This window comes from Moorena sp. SIO3H5 (genome assembly GCF_010692395.1).
Classification (GTDB): Bacteria; Cyanobacteriota; Cyanobacteriia; order Cyanobacteriales; family Coleofasciculaceae; genus Moorena.
This window is the reverse complement of record NZ_JAAHHS010000793.1, coordinates 1-1,173: the sequence shown is the minus strand read 5'-3', so window position 1 is coordinate 1,173 and position 1,173 is coordinate 1. Positions and strand designations below refer to the sequence as shown.

The window sequence follows — 1,173 nt, the reverse complement described above, 5'->3', positions numbered from 1 at the left end:
ACACTCCTCAAAAGTCCCGTTCTCCAGTTTATTTCCACCCAATCCACAGGTTCTCCAGAATTAGGTAATCTCCTGGCCGAGCAAATTCCTGTGGAGCAACTACCCGTGGTTATTGGTAAGTTGCAAATGGCATATGAGCTATTTTCTCTTTTAAATACAGAAGAAAATCAGATAAAATTTGACTTAATATTGCTGTGGAAAATACTGTTAAAATCTGGTTCTGGCAATAGCCATGCTTGGGCATTTGGTCAAAGTCTTGTGGAATACTGGACGCAAAATCTGACCAAGGAACAGTTCCACCAGCGTTATGAATATTACCAGCAACAGCAAAATTAGTCATACCCAGATCCCCCAGATCCCCGACTTCTTTAAGAAGTCGGGGATCTTAACCAACCCAATGGCCATAAATTGCACATCCCAACCCACATCACAATCCAAAATAGACAACGGATACAAAATTCACTTGATACTGTAAACCTAGTTCATGACCCTTTTTCCAAGCGAATAGTCAAAAGTGGCGATCGCATTAATTTAGGCAAAGGGCATGAAATGGAATTCGTCAGCGCCCCCAACCTGCACTGGCCAGACACCATTTTCAGTTTTGATCGAAAAACCCAAATTCTCTACACTTGTGATGCCTTTGGTATGCACTATTGTAGTGATGACACCTTCGACAAAGACCTAGAAGCCATCGAAGCAGACTTTAGATTTTACTATGACTGCTTAATGGGACCCAACTCCCGTTCTTTATTGAACGCCATGAAGAAAATGGGTGAATTGGGAGACATAAAAATCATCGCCAATGGCCATGGACCTCTATTGTATCATCACTTAGATATACTTAGGGGATGTTACCAAACCTGGAGCCAAAAACAAGCCACAAAAGAAACCACCGTTGGATTGTTTTATGTCTTTGGATATGGATATAGCGATCGCTTGGGACTATCCATCTCCCACGGGATTCAGAAAAGCGAAGTGGGTGTGGAAATCATCGACATCGCCAGCGCAGATGTACAGGAAGTCAATGAACTAGCTGGTCGTTCGGCTGGTATAATTATTGGTATGCCACCATTAGACCATGTGGCGGCCCATGCAGCAATTAGTTCCTTACTCTCAGTTGTTAGGAGTAAGCAATTTATCGGCTTCTTTGAATGCTATGGTGGAGATGACGAA

1 protein-coding gene and 1 pseudogene are annotated in these 1,173 nt (G+C 42.8%); both read left to right on the top strand.

Features of this window, described 5'->3' with window-relative positions:
• Positions 1-336: pseudogene (locus F6K52_RS36575) on the top strand (GTPase); the annotation flags it as partial.
• A gap of 72 nt (positions 337-408) precedes the next feature.
• Positions 409-1,173: FprA family A-type flavoprotein (locus tag F6K52_RS36570; RefSeq protein WP_364421538.1), on the top strand; the 765-nt coding region annotated here is incomplete at its 3' end.